Here is a 19,965-nt window from a genome sequence, read left to right as displayed (position 1 = left end):
GGCCTACAAACCAGCACATCGCATTTCAACGGAAAATCAATACAACAACGCATACAGCTGGCGGCGATACTTCGACGCCAGCGCATCACCCGTACCCAGCGCAGCGAGGATCTCCTGGAACGTTTTACGCGTCTGACCGTCTGCGGCGGTGAGATCTTTACGCAGATGCCCAAACAGCAACTCCAGCGCCTCTTCATTACGCCCAACCTGATGCAGTTGCAGTGCCAGTTGCGTCGCCAGGGCGGCATCTTCTGGATTCTCTGCCACCTGCTGTTGCAACTGTTGAATTTCCGGCGTATCAGCCGCCTGCTTCAGCAGTTCAATTTGCGCCACCAGCCCCTGGTAGCGGGTGTCCTGATCCTGCAAAGGAATGGTTTTCAGCACGGCTTCTGCATCTTCAGAACGGTTCAGCGCAATCAGCGTTTCTGCCAGCAGCAGGCCGATCTCCCCGTTCTGACTTGACAGCTGCCAGGCGTCTTTCAGCAATGGCAGGGCGTCGGTGTAATTGCCTTCCTGCATCAGTTGCATCGCCTGCTGCGCTTTCAGTTCTTCTTCGCGCGGCAGCACTTTATCCAGCAGGGCGCGGATCGCTTCTTCCGGTTGTGGCCCCTGGAATCCGTCTACCGGTTGCCCGTTCTGGAACAGATACACGGTCGGGATCGCGCGCAGACCAAACTGCGCGGCAATCATTTGCTCCGCGTCGCAGTCCAGCTTCGCCAGAATAAATTGCCCGTTGTACTGCGCCGCGAGGCTTTCCAGAATTGGGGTTAACTGCAAACAGTGCTGGCTACGTTCAGACCAAAAATAGAACAGCACCGGAGTGGTCATCGACTGTTCAAGAACCTGTTGCAGGTTAGATTCGTTAATGTTGACAATATTTTCTACGGACATGGAGTCGCTCTCTGTTGTCGATATTTTCTTTGACATGGGGGCTTAAGCGCGCGCTTCAACTCACCCCTGCAATATTTTGTCCATCACGCGCCCCGGCAGCAGGCGCTTGAGCACCATTACCGCCCAGGTCACCAGCGTTACCGGATAGCGCATCTTCGGTTTCTCGCTAATAAAAGCATGGCGCACTTTGTCGACCACCGCTTCCGGTCCCAACGTAAAGCGGGCGGCGATGCCAGGATTTTCGACTGGTTTATCACTTTGCGTCTGGTTGACGTTGTCGGTGAAGCGAGTACGAATGGGACCAGGTTCGATCAGGCTTACTTTAATTCCGCTGTGGCGCAGCTCCATGCGCAGTGCGTCTGACCACGCCTCCAGCGCATATTTACTGGCCGCGTAAGCGCCTCGACCCGGCGTGGAGATTAATCCCATCACCGATGAGGTCATCACAATACGCCCTTCACCGTGCGGCAACATCGCGGGTAACAGGCGCATGGTGAGCTGGTGTGCGCCGAAAAAGTTGGCGGAAAACTGCTGTTCCATCTGCGCACGGCTGATGGTGGAAAGGGGGCCATACATGCCGAATCCGGCATTGTTAAAGATCCCATACAGACAATTATCGGTCAGGGCGATCACTTCGTCGGCTGCGCGATCAATACTTTCTGGCGAATCCAGATCGATCAACACGCCGGTAAATCCCATGCTGTTCATGCGCTCAACATCATCCGGTTTCCGGCAACCTGCCAGCACATGAAAACCCTGGCGTTTTAATTCGAGCGCGCTTTCCAGGCCAATACCACTGGAACATCCGGTAATTAAGACCGATTTTTGCATAACTTTACCTGTCAGGATCTCCGTTGCTTTATGAGTCATGATTTACTAAAGGCTGCAACTGCTTCGCCATCCAGTCGGCAATAAACGGCTGGGCGTCGCGGTTGGGATGAATACCGTCATCCTGCATCCATTGTGGCTTGAGGTAGACCTCTTCCATAAAAAAGGGCAGCAGCGGAACATCAAACTCTTTGGCGAGTTTGGGGTAAATGGCGCTAAAGGCTTCATTATAACGGCGACCATAGTTTGCAGGCAGACGTATTTGCATTAACAATGGTTCAGCGTTGGCGGCTTTGACATCCTGCAAAATCTGGCGCAGCGTTTGCTCGGTTTGTTGTGGCTGAAAACCACGCAAACCGTCATTGCCGCCCAGTTCAACCAGCACCCAGCGCGGCTGATGCTGTTTCAGCAGAGCCGGAAGGCGCGCCAGCCCTTGTTGCGAGGTGTCGCCGCTGATGCTGGCATTGACTACCGACGTTTTACTCTGCCACTTATCATTCAACAAGGCAGGCCAGGCCGCGCTGGCAGACATTCGATACCCGGCGCTCAGGCTATCACCCAGAATCAATAACGTGTCCGCTGCGGCGGCACGGAAGGTTAACAGGACCAGGAACAGGAAGGGCAAATGCCAGCGGAAAACATTGTTGAAGTTCATCATCTTAAGAAGTCCGTCGGTCAGGGGGAGCATGAACTCTCCATCCTCACCGGAGTTGAGCTGGTTGTCAAACGTGGCGAGACCATCGCGCTGGTAGGCGAGTCGGGATCGGGTAAGTCAACGTTGCTGGCGATCCTCGCCGGGCTGGATGACGGCAGCAGTGGCGAAGTAAGTCTTGTGGGACAACCGCTACATAATATGGACGAAGAAGCGCGGGCAAAGTTACGCGCGAAGCACGTAGGCTTTGTTTTTCAGTCGTTTATGTTAATTCCTACCCTTAACGCGCTGGAAAACGTCGAGCTTCCGGCGCTGCTGCGCGGTGAGAGTAGCGCGGAAAGTCGTAATGGGGCGAAAGCGTTGCTCGAACAGTTAGGGCTGGGTAAACGTCTTGATCATCTTCCGGCACAGCTTTCCGGCGGCGAACAGCAACGTGTGGCGCTGGCGCGAGCTTTTAATGGTCGGCCTGATGTGCTGTTTGCCGACGAACCCACCGGTAACCTTGACCGCCAGACGGGCGATAAAATTGCCGACCTGCTGTTTTCCCTCAACCGTGAGCATGGCACCACGTTGATTATGGTGACTCACGACCTGCAACTGGCGGCACGTTGCGACCGCTGCTTACGACTGGTTAACGGGCAGTTGCAGGAGGAAGCATGATTGCACGTTGGTTCTGGCGCGAATGGCGCTCGCCGTCGCTGTTAATTGTCTGGCTGGCGCTAAGCCTGGCGGTGGCCTGCGTGCTGGCGCTGGGCAACATCAGCGATCGCATGGAGAAGGGCTTAAGCCAGCAGAGCCGGGAGTTTATGGCGGGCGATCGGGCGTTGCGCAGTTCACGCGAAGTGCCGCAAGCGTGGCTGGAGGAAGCGCAAAAGCGCGGCCTGAAAGTCGGCAAGCAGCTGACTTTCGCCACCATGACATTTGCAGGCGACACACCGCAGCTGGCGAACGTCAAAGCGGTGGATGATATCTACCCGATGTATGGCGATCTGCAAACCAATCCCCCAGGCCTGAAACCGCAGGCGGGCAGCGTATTGCTGGCCCCACGCCTGATGGCACTGCTTAACCTGAAAACGGGCGATACCATTGACGTGGGCGATGCCACCTTGCGGATTGCCGGAGAAGTGATTCAGGAACCGGATTCCGGTTTTAACCCCTTCCAGATGGCTCCGCGTCTGATGATGAATCTGGCGGATGTCGATAAAACCGGAGCCGTGCAGCCGGGGAGTCGGGTCACCTGGCGCTATAAATTCGGCGGCAGCGAGAACCAGCTCGACGGCTATGAGAAATGGTTGTTACCTCAGCTTAAACCCGAACAACGCTGGTACGGTCTGGAACAGGACGAAGGCGCGCTGGGGCGATCGATGGAACGCTCGCAACAGTTTCTGCTGCTTTCGGCGCTTCTGACCTTGCTGCTGGCAGTGGCAGCGGTGGCGGTGGCGATGAATCATTACTGTCGTAGTCGCTACGATCTGGTGGCGATCCTCAAAACGCTGGGGGCTGGGCGAGCGCAACTGCGTAAGCTAATCGTCGGTCAGTGGCTGATGGTGCTGGCGCTTTCAGCCGTTACCGGCGGGGCGATAGGCCTGTTGTTCGAAAACGTGTTGATGGTGCTGCTCAAGCCCGTTCTGCCTGCCGCACTACCGCCTGCCAGCCTCTGGCCATGGCTGTGGGCGCTTGGCACCATGACGGTCATCTCGCTGCTGGTGGGGCTGCGACCATACCGCTTGTTGCTGGCAACACAGCCTTTACGCGTATTGCGTAATGATGTGGTCGCGAACGTCTGGCCGCTCAAGTTTTATCTGCCGATTGTCAGTGTGGTGGTTGTGCTGCTGCTCGCCGGATTAATGGGCGGCAGTATGCTGCTCTGGGCGGTGCTGGCGGGCGCGGTAGTACTGGCTTTGCTGTGCGGTGTGCTGGGCTGGATGCTGCTGAATGTACTTCGCCGCATGACGCTGAAATCGCTACCTCTGCGCCTGGCGGTCAGCCGCCTGTTACGTCAGCCGTGGTCAACGTTAAGCCAGCTTTCGGCATTTTCGCTCTCCTTTATGCTGCTGGCACTGTTGCTGGTGTTGCGTGGCGATCTGCTCGACCGCTGGCAACAGCAGCTACCGCCAGAAAGCCCGAACTACTTTTTAATCAACATCGCCACAGAACAGGTTACGCCGCTAAAAGCGTTCCTCGCGGAACATCAAATAGTCCCGGAATCGTTTTATCCGGTAGTGCGGGCGCGGTTGACGGCGATTAACGATAAGCCGACAGAAGGCAATGAAGATGAGGCGCTCAATCGCGAACTCAATCTCACCTGGCAAAATACGCGGCCCGATCATAATCCGATTGTCGCCGGTAACTGGCCGCCAAAAGCCGATGAAGTATCGATGGAAGAGGGGCTGGCGAAACGCTTAAACGTTGCCCTCGGCGATACCGTGACTTTTATGGGCGATACCCAGGAGTTCCGCGCTAAAGTGACCAGCCTGCGCAAAGTGGACTGGGAAAGTCTGCGGCCTAATTTCTATTTTATTTTCCCGGAAGGGGCATTAGACGGGCAACCGCAGAGCTGGCTTACCAGTTTCCGCTGGGAGAATGGCAACGGCATGTTGACGCAACTCAACCGCCAGTTCCCGACCATTAGCCTGTTAGACATTGGCGCGATTTTAAAACAGGTCGGTCAGGTGCTGGAGCAGGTAAGTCGGGCGCTGGAAGTGATGGTGGTGCTGGTCACCGCCTGCGGTATGTTGCTGTTGCTGGCACAGGTGCAGGTGGGAATGCGTCAGCGTCATCAGGAGCTGGTGGTGTGGCGCACTCTCGGTGCGGGCAAAAAACTGCTGCGCACGACATTGTGGTGTGAGTTCGCCATGCTCGGGTTTGTATCCGGCCTGGTGGCCGCAATTGGTGCGGAAACGGCACTGGCAGTGTTGCAGGCGAAAGTGTTTGATTTCCCGTGGGAGCCAGACTGGCGATTGTGGATTGTGTTGCCTTGTAGCGGTGCGCTGCTGCTGTCGTTTTGCGGCGGCTGGCTGGGTGCGCGACTGGTTAAGGGTAAGTCGCTATTCAGGCAGTTTGTGGGGTGATGACAGTCGTTAGATTGCCTGATGCGACGCTGGCGCGTCTTATCAGGCCTACAAAACTGCACTTAACCGTAGGCCGGATAAGGCGTTCACGCCGCATCTGGCATGAACAGCGTGCATTTTGGCAATAAATCTGAAACCAACTGTCATGTCGGTTTTTTTAAAGGCCGAAGGTGGTAAACCTTCGGCCTTAGCTACGTTTCCTCAGTTATTCAATAAACTGGCGGATCAGTTCCAGCAGCGCGATTAGCGCCTTAAGAACGATGAGAACTTTATCGAGAAAAGTTTTCATCCGTTGCTCCCTTAAGGGAGAAAGACAATCACAGCTTACCCTTACGTTGCCTGTAACTATGATTTTCTTCATGTGCTAGATGAGGACTGCCTCTCTCCAAATTAGAGCACCAGAATCAGCACCACCTGTATCCTGACCAGGACTTAAAAGTACTTTTCCGCACTGCGGTAATTCCTTGAGGCAGTATCACTACTAGCGTCGGGATTGTATCGCCAACATAGCTGTTTGAATATGTAGGCATCCTGACTTATAATCCACTTGCTAGATGAGGACTGTTTCATTTCTGTCCGGAACCACCAAGTCTTGGACGGAAAAAATAAAAAAACCGACTGTCATGTCGGTTTTTTTATATCTGTATTCTGATGCAACCATTCTGTTCTCACGACAATCGCCGTTTCAGAATATCGCCTATTACCGCGTCTTAACCCATTCCGCCACTTCCGCCCACTCACCGCGAAAGACAACTTTTTCCGCTTTTTTCTCAAGCTGATAGCGATACATCGGGTCGTAATATTCTTCAAGTAACGGCACCAGCCAGGCCAGATGACCGTCGGTGCTGCCGGTGGTAAGTTGCGTTGTCAGCGCCGCATCCAGCCTTGCAGCCAGTTCGTTATAGCGTTGTAGCCCCAGCCGACGCTTAATCGCCGAAAGTCCGTGATGCAGGTATTCGCAATACTCCTGCCAGCCCTGTTCGTCGCCGTACGCATGGGTAAAATCATGATGCATACGCAAGAAATACTCTTCGTTCAGGCGTTCAAGACGGATCTCAAACGGATCTTCTACCACCGCAATCGCCGCCTGAGTCATTCGCTCGCGCAGGCATTCCGGCAGGTGATTCGAACCGATCATCCGGCTTTCATCTTCCAGCACCCACAGGTGCAAATCCTGACGGGCGTCGGTTTTTAGCATTTCGGCAGCCAGCAGATTTTCAAAACTCGCCTGGCTAAGTTGCGGTTGCAACGTGCGACCAAACGCCGAACCGCGATGACGCGCCAGCCCTTCCAGATCAACACCGTTCGGCTGTTGTTGCACTAACAGCGTTTTACCGCAGCCGGTACAACCGCCAATCAGCACTATCGGTTTTTGTGCCAGTTCAATGGTCGCCTGAATCGCGGCCTGGCGCAGCGCCTTATAACCGCCTGCCACCAGCGGATAATCAATCCCCGCTTCATGCAGCCAGCGTTGCACAATATGTGAACGTTGACCGCCTCGGGCGCAGCAGAGAATACCTTGCGGATTTTGCAGGCACGCTGCCCGCCAGGCGTCCATGCGCTGCTGACGAATTTCACCCGCCACCAGTTTATGCCCCAGCGCCAGCGCCGCGTCTGACCCTTGCTGTTTATAGCAGGTGCCAACGGCGGCGCGTTCATCGTTATTCATTAACGGCAGGTTGATAGCGGCGGGCATTGCGCCTTGCTCAAACTCGATGGGGGCGCGAACATCAATAATGGGCGTATCAGCAATCAGCAGGGCACGATAGTCCTGTTCCGTGTGTCTCTCTTGCATAGTTAAAAGTGAACCTCAAATCAGCTTGTGCGCTATTTTACGCGCCAACGCGCAAGGAAACTTGATTTTTAACTGCGTGGGTTGCCGAAAATTTCTAAAAATCCGCTGATTTCCGGCCTGCGCTGAGTAAACAAGGTCACAATATCTTCTACCGCTTTGCCACTGCCAAATTTGCGCCATGCCAGACTCAATGGCGAAGGAGGGCGCATCGTTGGGATTACCCGGCTGACCAGTTGTTGATTATCGATCATTGACTGGCAAAGTGATTTTGGCAAAAAACCAATGCCAACGCCCGCCAGATGGGCGGCGATTTTCGTTTCCATATCGGGAACAATAATCTCTTTTTGCCCCGGCAATCGCCAGGCGACGCGTTTGGTTAGTGTGCGGGCGCTGTCTTCAATATTAACCGCCGGAAAGCGCCGCAACTGCGCTTCTGTTAGCGGCTCTTCAACTTTCGCCAGCGGATGATCCGCCGCCATGACAAAGCGCCATTGCACCGATCCTAAGGGATCAAGACTAAAGGTATTTGCCAGCGCCTCGGTTCCCGTGACGCCGATAGCCAGTGAAAAACCTTCGTACAATAGCGAGTCCCAGACGCCCATATAGATTTGTCGGGAGATGTGAAACTGGGTAAAGGGGTAACGTTCATTCAGCCACGCCAGCAGCTGGGCGACGGCCTGGGGGTTGTAGAGCAGGTTGTTGATGACAATATTCACCTGGCGTTCCACGCCATCATTCACCTGTTGCAGCTCGCTGGGCATACTTTCCAGCCAGCTCAGCCAGTCTATGGCCTGAGAAAGTAGATGCTCGCCAGCCGCTGTCAACGTCACGCTGCGAGTCGTGCGGAAAAACAGCGCCACTCCGGTGTTCTCTTCCAGAAGTTTAATGCGATAGCTGATCGTCGCCGTGGTTTTACATAATCGTTCTGCCGCTTTTGAAAAACTTCCTGTTTCAGCAACCGCAATGAAAGTCCGCAAAGTTTCTGGATCGAACATTTTCAGGTATCCCCTTTTAAATCCGCAGGTTGCGTGATTTTCCTGTCCTTTGATTTACCTGTATTTTCACATGATAACCCTGTGTGATTTGTGGGCTAAATCTACTTTTGGAAAAATATTCCAACTTTTGTGTTGATGTTGTTCTCTTAAGGTTTTAGATTGCCTGTTATTGAACCACATTGTCCGGTCGGCGGTGGTTGAACGGAATTATGTTACAAGGACAAAAAGATGAAACTTCAGGTATTACCGTTAAGTCAGGAAGCCTTCAGTGCTTATGGCGACGTAATAGAAACGCAGCAACGGGATTTTTCCATATTAACAATGGCCTGGTGGAGCGTTACCACGATTTGGCGCTGGTTGAGATTCTTGAGCAAGACCGTACGCTTATCAGCATTAACCGCGCGCAACCGGCCAATCTGCCGCTGACCATTCACGAACTCGAACGTCATCCGCTGGGCACTCAGGCCTTTATTCCGATGAAAGGGGAAGTGTTTGTGGTGGTCGTGGCGTTAGGTGACGACAAACCAGACCTGTCAACCCTGCGGGCGTTTATTACCAACGGCGAACAGGGAGTGAATTACCATCGTAACGTCTGGCATCACCCACTTTTTGCCTGGCAGCGCGTCACCGATTTTCTGACCATCGATCGCGGCGGCAGTGACAACTGTGATGTTGAAAGTATTCCTGAACAGGAACTCTGTTTTGCGTGACGCCTGCAACCGACTTGCATAAGATAAATTAATTGTTCATTGTTTATGCTCACTTGTAGGTCGGAGTTAACGTAGGTATGACGGAAGTTAGACGGCGCGGCAGGCCAGGACAGGCGGAGCCTGTGGCACAGAAGGGCGCACAGGCGTTAGAGCGGGGAATTGCGATTCTGCAATATCTGGAAAAAAGTGGGGGAAGTTCGTCGGTTAGCGATATTTCTCTCAATCTGGATTTGCCGCTCTCCACGACCTTTCGCTTGCTGAAGGTTTTACAGGCAGCGGATTTTGTCTATCAGGACAGTCAGTTAGGCTGGTGGCATATAGGATTAGGTGTCTTTAACGTCGGTGCGGCGTACATCCATAACCGCGATGTCCTTTCCGTCGCCGGGCCGTTTATGCGCCGCCTGATGTTACTTTCCGGCGAAACGGTCAATGTCGCGATCCGTAACGGCAATGAAGCAGTATTAATTGGTCAGTTAGAGTGTAAATCGATGGTCAGGATGTGTGCGCCACTGGGCAGTCGTCTGCCGTTGCATGCTTCCGGTGCGGGCAAGGCGCTGCTTTATCCGCTGGCGGAAGAGGAGTTGATGAGCATCATTCTGCAAACCGGTTTGCAGCAGTTTACGCCAACTACGCTTGTGGATATGCCCACCTTGCTGAAGGACCTGGAACAAGCGCGTGAACTGGGCTATACCGTAGATAAAGAAGAGCATGTTGTAGGTCTGAATTGCATAGCTTCAGCAATTTACGATGATGTAGGTAGCGTTGTTGCCGCTATCTCCATCTCCGGACCTTCATCAAGACTGACAGAAGATCGTTTTGTCAGTCAGGGTGAGCTGGTCAGAGACACCGCCCGCGATATCAGCACGGCGTTGGGACTGAAAGCACATCCATAGTGTCTGTCGCATCCCGCTCTGCGGAGCGGGTTTTTTTGACAAAATTTGAAAGTTGGAAAATTTTTCCAATTAATAGAGGTAGGAATAAAATGGCAAAAATGAGAGCCGTTGACGCGGCAATGTATGTGCTGGAGAAAGAAGGTATCACCACCGCCTTCGGCGTTCCGGGAGCTGCAATCAATCCGTTCTACTCAGCGATGCGTAAGCACGGCGGTATTCGCCACATTCTGGCGCGTCATGTGGAAGGTGCTTCGCACATGGCGGAAGGTTATACCCGCGCAACGGCAGGGAATATCGGCGTATGTCTGGGGACTTCCGGTCCTGCGGGCACGGACATGATCACCGCGCTCTATTCCGCTTCTGCTGATTCCATTCCTATTCTGTGCATTACCGGCCAGGCACCGCGCGCCCGTCTGCATAAAGAAGATTTTCAGGCCGTAGATATTGAAGCAATTGCTAAACCGGTCAGCAAAATGGCGGTTACAGTTCGTGAAGCGGCGCTGGTGCCTCGCGTGTTGCAACAGGCATTTCACCTGATGCGTTCTGGTCGTCCGGGTCCGGTACTGGTGGATTTACCGTTCGACGTTCAGGTGGCGGAAATCGAGTTTGATCCTGACATGTACGAACCGCTGCCGGTCTATAAACCTGCTGCCAGCCGTATGCAGATTGAAAAAGCGGTCGAAATGTTAATCCAGGCTGAACGTCCGGTGATTGTTGCCGGGGGCGGGGTCATCAATGCTGACGCAGCTGCACTGTTACAACAGTTCGCTGAACTGACCAGCGTTCCGGTGATCCCAACGCTGATGGGCTGGGGCTGTATCCCGGACGATCATGAACTGATGGCCGGGATGGTGGGTCTGCAAACCGCGCATCGTTACGGTAACGCAACGCTGCTGGCGTCCGACCTGGTGTTTGGTATCGGTAACCGTTTCGCCAATCGTCATACCGGTTCGGTAGAGAAATACACCGAAGGGCGCAAAATCGTCCATATCGATATTGAGCCGACGCAAATTGGCCGCGTGCTGTGCCCGGATCTGGGGATTGTCTCTGATGCTAAAGCTGCCCTGACTTTACTGGTTGAAGTGGCGCAGGAGATGCAAAAAGCGGGTCGTCTGCCGTGTCGTAAAGAATGGGTCGCCGACTGCCAGCAGCGCAAACGCACTTTGCTGCGCAAAACCCACTTCGACAATGTGCCGGTGAAACCGCAGCGCGTGTATGAAGAGATGAACAAAGCCTTTGGTCGCGATGTTTGTTATGTCACCACCATTGGTCTGTCACAAATCGCTGCGGCACAAATGCTGCATGTCTTTAAAGACCGCCACTGGATCAACTGTGGGCAGGCAGGCCCGTTGGGCTGGACCATTCCGGCGGCGCTGGGCGTGTGTGCCGCTGATCCAGAGCGCAATGTGGTGGCGATTTCCGGTGACTTCGACTTCCAGTTCCTGATTGAAGAATTAGCCGTTGGCGCACAGTTCAACATTCCGTACATCCATGTACTGGTCAATAACGCCTATCTGGGTCTGATTCGCCAGTCGCAGCGCGCGTTTGATATGGATTACTGCGTACAGCTCGCATTCGAAAATATTAACTCCAGCGAAGTGAACGGTTACGGCGTCGACCACGTAAAAGTAGCGGAAGGTTTAGGTTGTAAAGCTATTCGGGTCTTCAAACCGGAAGATATTGCACCGGCATTTGAACAGGCGAAAGCATTAATGAATCAATACCGTGTACCTGTGGTAGTGGAAATCATTCTCGAGCGCGTAACCAATATTTCAATGGGCAGCGAACTCGATAATGTGATGGAATTTGAAGATATCGCCGATAACGCAGCGGACGCACCGACTGAAACCTGCTTCATGCACTATGAATAAGGGAGATAAATAATGTTACGTTTCTCTGCGAATTTATCGATGTTATTTGGTGAATATGATTTTCTCGCCCGTTTTGAGAAAGCAGCGCAGTGTGGTTTTCGCGGCGTTGAATTTATGTTTCCTTATGACTACGACATTGAAGAATTAAAACAGGTGCTGGCGAGTAATAAACTCGAACATACTCTGCACAATTTACCGGCGGGTGACTGGGCGGCGGGGGAGCGCGGTATTGCTTGTATTCCTGGCCGTGAAGAAGAGTTTCGGGATGGCGTAGCAGCAGCGATTCGTTATGCTCGTGCGCTGGGTAATAAAAAAATTAACTGTCTGGTCGGTAAAACGCCGGCTGGTTTCAGCAGTGAACAGATTCACGCAACGCTTGTAGAAAACCTGCGTTATGCCGCGAATATGCTGATGAAAGAAGATATTTTATTATTGATTGAACCTATCAACCATTTTGATATTCCTGGTTTCTATCTCACCGGAACTCGGCAGGCGCTGAAATTGATTGATGATGTTGGTTGCTGCAATTTGAAAATTCAGTATGACATTTATCATATGCAGCGGATGGAAGGTGAATTAACCAACACTATGACTCAATGGGCCGATAAAATTGGTCACCTGCAAATTGCCGATAATCCGCATCGCGGCGAACCGGGAACCGGAGAAATTAATTATGAGTATCTCTTTACGGTAATTGAAAATTCTGACTACAACGGTTGGGTTGGGTGTGAATATAAACCCCAAACCACCACGGAAGCCGGTTTACGCTGGATGGATCCGTACCGTTAAAACGTAACGCTGTTCAGGCAATGCTTTTTTAGGCCGCTAAGTTGGCAGGGGATCGTGTTGTCTGAATTCAGGAAAAGCGAAATTTAAAAGAGGTTAATTATGAAACTGGGATTTATTGGCTTAGGCATTATGGGTACACCGATGGCCATTAATCTGGCGCGTGCCGGTCATCAACTGCATGTCACAACCATTGGTCCGGTTGCTGATGAATTACTGTCACTGGGTGCCGTCAGTGTTGAAACTGCGCGCCAGGTAACGGAAGCATCGGACATCATTTTTATTATGGTGCCGGATACGCCACAGGTTGAAGAAGTTCTGTTTGGTGAAAATGGTTGTACCAAAGCCTCGCTGAAGGGCAAAACCATTGTTGATATGAGCTCCATTTCCCCGATCGAAACTAAACGTTTCGCTCGTCAGGTGAATGAACTGGGCGGTGATTATCTCGATGCGCCCGTCTCCGGCGGTGAAATCGGCGCGCGTGAAGGGACGTTGTCGATTATGGTTGGCGGTGACGAAGCGGTATTTGAACGTGTTAAACCGCTGTTTGAACTGCTCGGTAAAAATATCACCCTCGTGGGCGGTAACGGCGACGGCCAGACCTGCAAAGTGGCAAATCAGATTATCGTGGCGCTCAATATTGAAGCGGTTTCTGAAGCCCTGCTGTTTGCTTCAAAAGCCGGAGCGGATCCGGTACGGGTGCGCCAGGCGCTGATGGGCGGCTTTGCTTCCTCACGTATTCTGGAAGTTCACGGTGAGCGCATGATTAAACGCACCTTTAATCCAGGTTTCAAAATTGCGCTGCACCAGAAAGATCTCAACCTGGCACTGCAAAGTGCGAAAGCACTGGCGCTGAACCTGCCAAACACCGCGACCTGCCAGGAATTGTTTAATACCTGTGCGGCAAACGGTGGCAGCCAGTTGGATCACTCTGCGTTAGTGCAGGCGCTGGAATTAATGGCTAACCATAAACTGGCCTGATACCCGCAATAAAAATGGCCGATATCAGAAAATGAATCGGCCAGCAATATTAAAAAAGAAAGCAGCCAAAGATGTTGCTTCAGTATTAAAAATAATATTTTTATTTTATTTGTTCCTCATAGCTAGATTAAAAAGACGTTATTCGATACGTGAAATTAAGAGGGATTTATGGAACATCAGAGAAAACTATTCCAGCAACGCGGCTATAGCGAAGATCTATTGCCGAAAACGCAAAGCCAGCGGACCTGGAAAACATTTAACTATTTTACCTTATGGATGGGTTCGGTTCATAACGTTCCCAATTATGTGATGGTTGGCGGCTTTTTTATTCTCGGCTTGTCTACCTTTAGTATTATGCTGGCAATTATCCTCAGTGCCTTTTTCATTGCCGCGGTAATGGTATTAAACGGTGCTGCGGGCAGTAAATACGGCGTACCGTTTGCCATGATCCTGCGTGCTTCTTACGGCGTACGTGGTGCACTGTTTCCCGGATTATTAAGAGGCGGTATTGCTGCCATTATGTGGTTTGGCCTGCAATGTTACGCCGGATCGCTGGCTTGCTTGATCCTGATTGGCAAAATCTGGCCGGGATTTTTAACTCTCGGTGGTGATTTTACCCTGTTAGGGCTTTCTCTACCGGGCTTAATCACTTTCTTACTCTTCTGGCTGGTGAACGTCGGAATCGGTTTCGGTGGTGGCAAAGTTTTAAATAAATTCACCGCCATTCTTAACCCGTGTATCTATGTTGTCTTCGGCGGTATGGCGATTTGGGCGATTTCGCTGGTCGGGATCGGTCCAATCTTTGACTACATTCCGAGCGGTATTCAGAAAGCAGAAAACGGTGGCTTCCTGTTCCTGGTGGTGATTAACGCGGTAGTTGCGGTCTGGGCGGCACCGGCGGTGAGCGCATCCGACTTTACGCAAAACGCCTACTCGTTTCGTGAGCAAGCGCTGGGGCAAACGCTGGGTTTAGTTGTGGCCTATATTCTGTTTGCGGTCGCCGGGGTATGTATTATTGCCGGAGCCAGTATTCACTACGGCGCTGACACCTGGAACGTGCTGGATATTGTTCAGCGTTGGGATAGCCTGTTTGCCTCGTTCTTTGCGGTACTGGTTATTCTGATGACGACTATCTCCACTAACGCCACCGGTAATATTATTCCGGCTGGTTATCAGATTGCCGCTATTGCACCGACGAAACTGACCTATAAAAACGGCGTACTGATTGCCAGTATTATCAGCCTGCTGATCTGCCCGTGGAAATTAATGGAAAATCAGGACAGTATTTATCTGTTCCTCGATATTATCGGCGGAATGCTGGGTCCGGTAATTGGTGTCATGATGGCGCATTATTTTGTGGTGATGCGCGGACAAATTAATCTTGATGAACTGTATACCGCAGCAGGGGATTTCAAATATTACGATAACGGCTTTAACCTTACCGCGTTCTCAGTAACTTTGGTCGCCGTTATTTTATCTCTCGGTGGTAAATTTATTCCGTTCATGGAGCCTTTATCACGCGTTTCATGGTTTGTCGGCGTTATTGTCGCCTTTGCGGCCTACGCCTTATTAAAGAAACGTACTGCAGCAGAAAAAACAGGAGAACAAAAAGTCACAGGTTAATTAATCCCGATATTGAACATTGAGTTAAAAAACCAATCTGTATTTTACAAGGAGTTTGTTATGTCTTTTGATTTAATCATTAAAAACGGCACCGTTATTTTAGAAAACGAAGCTCGCGTTGTAGATATCGCCGTTAAAGGCGGAAAAATTGCTGCTATCGGTCAGGATCTGGGCGATGCAAAAGAAGTTATGGATGCGTCTGGTCTGGTGGTTTCGCCAGGCATGGTTGATGCGCACACCCATATTTCTGAACCGGGTCGTAGCCACTGGGAAGGTTATGAAACGGGTACTCGCGCAGCGGCAAAAGGGGGTATCACCACCATGATCGAAATGCCGCTCAACCAGCTGCCTGCAACGGTTGACCGCGCATCGATTGAACTGAAGTTTGATGCCGCTAAAGGCAAGCTGACTATCGATGCGGCGCAACTCGGTGGCCTGGTGTCTTACAACATCGACCGTCTGCATGAGCTGGATGAAGTGGGCGTTGTCGGCTTCAAATGCTTCGTTGCGACCTGTGGCGATCGCGGTATCGACAACGACTTCCGTGACGTCAATGACTGGCAGTTCTTCAAAGGTGCGCAGAAGCTGGGCGAACTGGGTCAGCCAGTGCTGGTGCACTGCGAAAATGCGCTGATCTGTGACGAACTGGGCGAAGAAGCGAAGCGCGAAGGTCGCGTAACCGCTCATGACTATGTGGCTTCGCGTCCGGTGTTTACCGAAGTGGAAGCGATTCGCCGCGTACTGTACCTGGCGAAAGTCGCCGGTTGCCGTCTGCACGTTTGCCACATCAGCAGCCCGGAAGGTGTTGAAGAGGTGACTCGTGCGCGTCAGGAAGGCCAGGACGTTACCTGTGAATCCTGCCCGCATTACTTTGTACTGGATACCGATCAGTTCGAAGAAATCGGTACTCTGGCGAAGTGTTCACCACCGATCCGCGATCTGGAAAACCAGAAAGGCATGTGGGAAAAACTGTTTAACGGTGAAATCGACTGCCTGGTTTCCGACCACTCTCCATGCCCGCCGGAAATGAAAGCCGGTAACATCATGAAAGCATGGGGCGGTATCGCCGGTCTGCAAAGCTGCATGGACGTGATGTTCGATGAAGCAGTACAGAAACGTGGTATGTCTCTGCCGATGTTCGGCAAATTAATGGCAACTAACGCAGCAGATATTTTCGGTTTGCAGCAAAAAGGCCGTATCGCCCCAGGAAAAGATGCCGACTTCGTCTTCATTCAGCCGAATAGCAGCTATGTTCTTACCAATGACGATCTGGAATATCGCCACAAAGTCAGCCCGTATGTTGGCCGTACCATTGGCGCGCGTATCACGAAAACCCTCTTACGTGGTGATGTGATTTACGACATCGAACAGGGCTTCCCTGTTGCGCCGAAAGGTCAATTTATCCTTAAACATCAGCAGTAATCTGGCCCCTGCAATGCCCGTCCTTGCGGCGGGCATTCTCCGGTTAAGGTGTGTTTATGTTCAATTTTGCAGTGAGCCGTGAAAGCCTGTTATCAGGATTTCAGTGGTTTTTCTTTATTTTTTGCAACACGGTTGTGGTTCCTCCTACGCTACTTTCGGCTTTTCAGTTGCCGCAAAGTAGCCTGCTTACGCTCACGCAATATGCTTTTCTTGCTACCGCGCTGGCCTGTTTCGCTCAGGCGTTCTGCGGTCATCGTCGCGCTATTATGGAAGGTCCGGGCGGCCTGTGGTGGGGAACCATCCTTACTATCACCCTTGGCGAAGCATCGCGCGGAACCCCGATCAACGATATCGCTACCAGTCTGGCGGTGGGGATTGCGATTTCTGGCGTGCTGACGATGTTGATTGGTTTTAGCGGATTAGGTCATCGCCTGGCGCGGTTATTTACGCCGTCGGTGATGGTCTTGTTTATGTTGATGCTGGGCGCGCAGCTGACCACTATCTTTTTCAAAGGTATGCTCGGGCTGCCGTTTGGCATAGCCGACCCGAATTTTAAAATTCAGTTACCGCCGTTCGCGCTCTCGGTGGCGGTGATGTGCCTGGTACTGGCGATGATTATCTTCCTGCCGCAACGTTTTGCCCGTTATGGCCTGCTGGTCGGTACCATAACCGGCTGGTTGTTGTGGTACTTTTGCTTTCCTTCTTCGCATTCGCTCTCCGGTGAGTTGCACTGGCAGTGGTTCCCGCTCGGCAGTGGCGGTGCTTTGTCGCCGGGGATTATTCTGACGGCGGTGATTACAGGTCTGGTAAATATCAGCAATACCTACGGTGCGATTCGTGGCACGGATGTTTTTTATCCGCAACAGGGCGCGGGGAATACGCGTTATCGTCGCAGCTTTGTGGCGACCGGATTTATGACGCTGATAACCGTGCCGCTGGCGGTAATTCCATTTTCACCGTTCGTTTCATCCATTGGTTTATTAACCCAGACCGGCGACTATACGCGACGATCGTTTATTTATGGCAGCGTTATTTGCCTGCTGGTGGCGTTGGTTCCGGCACTCACGCGACTGTTTTGCAGTATCCCCTTACCAGTGAGTAGCGCGGTCATGCTGGTTTCTTATCTGCCTTTACTCTTTTCCGCGCTGGTGTTTAGCCAGCAAATCACGTTTACCGCTCGCAATATTTATCGACTCGCATTGCCGTTATTTGTCGGCATATTTTTAATGGCATTACCGCCTGTGTATCTGCAAGACCTTCCATTAACGCTTCGTCCTCTGCTCAGTAACGGCTTACTGGTCGGAATTTTACTGGCTGTTCTTATGGATAATCTTATTCCGTGGGAACGCATCGAATAATTTTTTGAAAAAGGATTGATAATGAAGATTGTCATTGCGCCAGACTCGTTTAAAGAGAGCTTAAGTGCAGAAAAATGTTGTCAGGCAATTAAAGCCGGGTTTTCGACCCTCTTTCCCGATGCGCACTATATCTGTTTGCCGATAGCGGATGGCGGCGAAGGGACGGTGGAGGCGATGGTCGCAGCGACGGGCGGCAAAATCGTGACACTTGAAGTCTGTGGGCCGATGGGCGAAACAGTGAATGCTTTTTATGGCATTACCGGCGACGGGAAAACGGCGGTGATTGAGATGGCGGCGGCAAGTGGCCTGATGCTGGTCGCGCCTGAGAAGCGTAATCCGTTGCTGGCGTCAAGTTATGGCACTGGCGAGCTGATTCGTCATGCGCTGGATAACGGTATTCGCCATATTATTCTCGGCATTGGTGGTAGCGCGACGGTCGACGGCGGTATGGGCATGGCGCAGGCGCTCGGTGTGCGTTTCCTTGATGCCGACGGTCAGGTGCTGGCGGCTAACGGCGGCAATTTAGCACGCGTGGCAAGTATTGAGATGGATGAATGCGATCCGCGTCTGGCGAACTGCCATATTGAAGTAGCGTGCGATGTAGATAATCCGTTGGTAGGGGCACGCGGCGCGGCGGCGGTGTTTGGCCCGCAAAAAGGGGCGACGCCAGAAATGGTCGAAGAGCTGGAACAGGGGCTGCAAAATTACGCCCGTGTTTTACAACAGCTAACTGAAATCAACGTCTGCCAGATGGCGGGCGGCGGCGCGGCGGGCGGTATGGGCATTGCGGCGGCGGTATTCCTCAATGCGGATATTAAACCGGGTATTGAGATTGTGTTGAATGCGGTCAATCTTGCGCAGGCGGTGCAGGGCGCAGCGCTGGTGATCACCGGGGAAGGACGCATCGACTCGCAAACGGCAGGCGGTAAAGCGCCGCTGGGTGTGGCATCGGTGGCGAAGCAGTTTAATGTACCGGTGATTGGGATTGCTGGCGTATTGGGTGATGGCGTGGAAGTGGTGCACCAGTACGGCATTGACGCGGTATTCAGCATTTTGCCACGTCTGGCACCTTTAGCCGAAGTGCTCGCCAGCGGTGAAACCAATCTCTTCAACAGTGCGCGAAATATTGCCTGCGCCATTAAAATAGGTCAGGGAATTAAAAACTGACTCTTACCTTTAAAGCGGATGCGATTTATATCGCATCTTTTTTTACCTGAATTTACCGCAAAAAAAGCCACGGTATAAACCGTGGCAAAATCCAACATAGCTAAAAATAATCAGGCGAGTGGTATGACTTAAATCTCAACGTCGCGGTTACAATCCTTCGAATAAATATAACTAAACGCTTCACCACGCCCTACGCCATAACCGGCCTGTAAGGAATAAGCGCCCATAAAGATGTAATCGCCTTTTTTCACCGGGATCCAGTTATTGTCGAGGTTATAAACCCCCTGACCGGAAAGAATATAGGCACCGTGTTCCTGAACGTGTGTTTCGATATAACCGTGGCTGGCACCTGGTGCAAAAGAGAGGATATGCATGTTCATATCAAAGCCTAACTCTTTGGGCAGGAAGTCCAGCAAGATCACATCGTCCATACCTTCATAGTGAATGCGTTCCAGTTCGCTGGCATTGCCAGAAACCAACCACGGCGCATGGCCTTCTACCGGAACATAGCGGCGCTTATACAAGAATATTTGGCTGTCTTCGGCCTGAGCATTAACAAACGTCATTAAGGAACCCGGCGGGCAATAAAGATAGCCACCTTCACTTAAGGAAAATGTTTTCCCTTCAGCTTCGGCAGTGATATTTCCAGAAATCACATACAGGAACGTTTCAATTCCTTCACCACCGAAGCCCTGTTGGTTGCCGCCGTTTTGATGCAGTGTGACCAGATAATCAACAAAAGAGGCCCCCAGCTTTGGCGTGGACAGGATTGTCGCGTCACAATTTTCAAAGCCCGGAATAATATTTTTTACCAGACCGTCCGGGGTTAGCAGCGCGAAATTACCGTGTTTAACAATCGCACGGTTAGCCAGTAAATCATCGCGGTAACCGGTGACGTTATTTAAATATCCCATTTATAACT

At 51.9% G+C, this 19,965-nt stretch carries 17 protein-coding genes and 1 pseudogene; 11 read left to right on the top strand and 7 right to left on the bottom strand.

Annotated elements, in window-relative coordinates:
- Positions 1–36: 36 nt before the first annotated feature.
- From cnoX to tesA, 3 genes are read right to left on the bottom strand one after another with little or no spacing between them, the layout of a single operon-like run.
- Positions 37–891: a chaperedoxin gene (cnoX, locus tag FQZ95_RS04345; RefSeq protein ID WP_024211993.1), complete on the bottom strand. Its 855-nt coding sequence runs from the start codon at positions 889–891 to the stop codon at positions 37–39.
- A gap of 60 nt (positions 892–951) precedes the next feature.
- Positions 952–1,761: an NADP(+)-dependent aldehyde reductase gene (gene ybbO / locus FQZ95_RS04340; RefSeq protein ID WP_160529912.1), complete on the bottom strand. Its 810-nt coding sequence runs from the start codon at positions 1,759–1,761 to the stop codon at positions 952–954.
- Entirely contained in the window at positions 1,751–2,374 is a 624-nt protein-coding gene (gene tesA / locus FQZ95_RS04335) for a multifunctional acyl-CoA thioesterase I/protease I/lysophospholipase L1 (RefSeq protein ID WP_001295836.1), read from the bottom strand. The genes ybbO and tesA overlap by 11 nt, the downstream gene beginning before the upstream one ends.
- Here tesA and ybbA point away from each other — a divergent pair.
- Both ybbA and ybbP read left to right on the top strand, forming a co-directional pair.
- The gene (ybbA, locus tag FQZ95_RS04330; RefSeq protein WP_001110573.1) at positions 2,345–3,031 is read left to right on the top strand and encodes a putative ABC transporter ATP-binding protein YbbA; all 687 of its coding nucleotides are present in this window, start codon (positions 2,345–2,347) and stop codon (positions 3,029–3,031) included. The two genes, tesA and ybbA, sit on opposite strands and share 30 nt — an antisense overlap.
- Positions 3,028–5,442, top strand: coding sequence for a putative ABC transporter permease subunit YbbP (gene ybbP / locus FQZ95_RS04325; RefSeq protein ID WP_032183509.1), 2,415 nt, complete (start codon positions 3,028–3,030; stop codon positions 5,440–5,442). The genes ybbA and ybbP overlap by 4 nt, the downstream gene beginning before the upstream one ends.
- A gap of 205 nt (positions 5,443–5,647) precedes the next feature.
- Here the strand turns inward: ybbP and dinQ are convergent, their stop codons facing one another.
- The 3 genes from dinQ to allS all read right to left on the bottom strand — a co-directional run bounded on the left by dinQ (position 5,648) and on the right by allS (position 8,232).
- Entirely contained in the window at positions 5,648–5,731 is an 84-nt protein-coding gene (dinQ, locus tag FQZ95_RS26920; protein ID WP_349808740.1) for a damage-inducible type I toxin DinQ, read from the bottom strand.
- 411 nt (positions 5,732–6,142) lie between these two features.
- Positions 6,143–7,237, bottom strand: coding sequence for a tRNA 2-selenouridine(34) synthase MnmH (gene mnmH / locus FQZ95_RS04320; protein ID WP_032183511.1), 1,095 nt, complete (start codon positions 7,235–7,237; stop codon positions 6,143–6,145).
- A gap of 68 nt (positions 7,238–7,305) precedes the next feature.
- Complete coding sequence (allS, locus tag FQZ95_RS04315) at positions 7,306–8,232, bottom strand: HTH-type transcriptional activator AllS (RefSeq protein WP_032183512.1); 927 nt, start codon at positions 8,230–8,232, stop codon at positions 7,306–7,308.
- Between the two features lie 228 nt (positions 8,233–8,460).
- On the opposite strand from allS, the pseudogene allA reads away from it, so the two are divergent.
- The 9 genes and pseudogenes from allA (at position 8,461) to glxK (ending at position 19,043) form a co-directional block, all read left to right on the top strand.
- Positions 8,461–8,942 (top strand): annotated as a pseudogene (gene allA, locus FQZ95_RS04310) (ureidoglycolate lyase).
- A 77-nt stretch (positions 8,943–9,019) separates the two neighbouring features.
- Positions 9,020–9,835, top strand: coding sequence for an HTH-type transcriptional repressor AllR (gene allR / locus FQZ95_RS04305; RefSeq protein ID WP_000141275.1), 816 nt, complete (start codon positions 9,020–9,022; stop codon positions 9,833–9,835).
- Between the two features lie 89 nt (positions 9,836–9,924).
- On the top strand, positions 9,925–11,706 hold the full coding sequence (gene gcl, locus FQZ95_RS04300; protein WP_032183513.1) for a glyoxylate carboligase: 1,782 nt from the start codon (positions 9,925–9,927) through the stop codon (positions 11,704–11,706).
- 12 nt (positions 11,707–11,718) lie between these two features.
- Positions 11,719–12,495: a hydroxypyruvate isomerase gene (gene hyi / locus FQZ95_RS04295; RefSeq protein WP_032183514.1), complete on the top strand. Its 777-nt coding sequence runs from the start codon at positions 11,719–11,721 to the stop codon at positions 12,493–12,495.
- 99 nt (positions 12,496–12,594) lie between these two features.
- The gene (gene glxR, locus FQZ95_RS04290) at positions 12,595–13,473 is read left to right on the top strand and encodes a 2-hydroxy-3-oxopropionate reductase (protein WP_000765839.1); all 879 of its coding nucleotides are present in this window, start codon (positions 12,595–12,597) and stop codon (positions 13,471–13,473) included.
- Positions 13,474–13,641: 168 nt separating this feature from the next.
- Positions 13,642–15,096 (top strand): allantoin transporter, encoded by a 1,455-nt coding sequence (locus tag FQZ95_RS04285; RefSeq protein WP_160529911.1) that lies wholly within the window; start codon positions 13,642–13,644, stop codon positions 15,094–15,096.
- Between the two features lie 60 nt (positions 15,097–15,156).
- A complete protein-coding gene (gene allB / locus FQZ95_RS04280) occupies positions 15,157–16,518 on the top strand; it encodes an allantoinase AllB (RefSeq protein WP_000006898.1) in 1,362 nt (453 codons plus the stop codon).
- A 56-nt stretch (positions 16,519–16,574) separates the two neighbouring features.
- Entirely contained in the window at positions 16,575–17,876 is a 1,302-nt protein-coding gene (locus FQZ95_RS04275) for a uracil/xanthine transporter (protein ID WP_148048135.1), read from the top strand.
- A 21-nt stretch (positions 17,877–17,897) separates the two neighbouring features.
- Entirely contained in the window at positions 17,898–19,043 is a 1,146-nt protein-coding gene (glxK, locus tag FQZ95_RS04270) for a glycerate 3-kinase (RefSeq protein ID WP_160529910.1), read from the top strand.
- 128 nt (positions 19,044–19,171) lie between these two features.
- Here glxK and allE read toward each other — a convergent pair whose 3' ends face one another.
- Positions 19,172–19,957, bottom strand: a complete 786-nt coding sequence (gene allE / locus FQZ95_RS04265; RefSeq protein ID WP_000540941.1) for a (S)-ureidoglycine aminohydrolase — start codon at positions 19,955–19,957, stop codon at positions 19,172–19,174.
- Between the last annotated feature and the right edge of the window lie 8 nt (positions 19,958–19,965).

This window comes from Escherichia sp. HH41S (genome assembly GCF_009820115.1).
Taxonomy (GTDB): Bacteria; Pseudomonadota; Gammaproteobacteria; order Enterobacterales; family Enterobacteriaceae; genus Escherichia; species Escherichia coli_F.
Note: the sequence above shows the minus strand (reverse complement) of the source record. Positions and strands in the feature narration are given on the sequence as shown.